Source organism: Mesorhizobium sp. M0983, assembly GCF_040318975.1.
GTDB lineage: Bacteria > Pseudomonadota > Alphaproteobacteria > Rhizobiales > Rhizobiaceae > Mesorhizobium.
Genome location: NZ_JAMYNH010000063.1, coordinates 1 through 1,112, shown reverse-complemented (window position 1 = coordinate 1,112; position 1,112 = coordinate 1). Strand labels below are relative to the sequence as shown.

Below are 1,112 nucleotides of genomic sequence, written 5' to 3'. Positions count from 1 at the left end.
GGGCGTTGGTGCATCGGTCCGGACTTGAGCGGATGTCGATCTTTGAAGCGGCAGACTATGCCGTGGCCGCCTTGCGGCGGGCGGATTTCGGGCGTGCGCAGGCAAGCATGCGGTTGAGGACGGCGCAGCCGATGGCGACTTCGGTCTGCTGAAGGGAAGCGACCGTGCCCGCAAACGCCGCCCGATGGTGGACTTGTATCGCCCCATGGCGGTCTCGACCAGCGAGCGTTTGCCATAACCGTTGGAGACCTGCCATTTCATCCGGCCGTCTCTGCCGATTGCGGCGATATGCTGGTCCCTTTGGCCGGCAGGTCTATCGTCGAATGGTTCGACCGCGTTGACACGAGGCGGAATGACGATGGCGACAGCCGCGCTGTGATTGATGACTGCGTCGTAAGTCGGTTTTCCGTCATAGCCGCCGTCAGCAGTAAACTGTCCGATCGGACCGCCAATCTGGTCAAGTAGTGGCTCAACTTGAGAGACATCGCCAGTGTCCTGATCAGTCAGGGTATGGGCAATGATCTCGCCGCTGTCGGCATCCAGTGCCAGATGCAGCTTGCGCCAACTGCGACGGGATCTGGCGCCGTGCTTCTCCTCCAGCCACTGACCCGCGCCGTAGACCTGCAGGCCGGTGCTGTCGACAAGAACATGCACTGGTCCCTCCGGCGGAACCTGGCGATCATGCCGTTTGTTGGGCGATTGCCATGTCCGCGCCCGACGGCTCAGGGTGGTATGATCGGGGACAGCAAGCGCCAGCGCCATCAGTTGCAGCACCGATTCCAGCAAGCCTTCTGCCTGGCGCAGCCGCAGGCCAAACACAAGGCCCAGCGTCAAGGTGGTCTCGATCGCCAGATCAGAATAGCGGTGCTGGCCGCCACGTGTCTTGGCGCTTGCCACCTGGACAGGGCTTCCGGCGTCACCCACAGGGTCAAACTGCCGCGATGACGAAGTCCTGCCTCATATTCTGGCCAGTTCGTCACCCTGAACGTGATCTTCTCAACATGATGGCGGCGGCTGGCATTGTGTTTGAAAGGCATGGCTACGCTACAAAGGCTATTGCGGTTACCGCTTGCCTAAACCCACACCAATAAAAGATCCGTGCACCAACGCCG

The 1,112-nt window shown here is 61.1% G+C and carries 1 pseudogene; it reads right to left on the bottom strand.

Annotated features, from left to right (window positions below):
- Positions 1-55: 55 nt before the first annotated feature.
- A pseudogene (locus NKH71_RS33315) lies at positions 56-1,037 on the bottom strand (IS5 family transposase).
- Between the last annotated feature and the right edge of the window lie 75 nt (positions 1,038-1,112).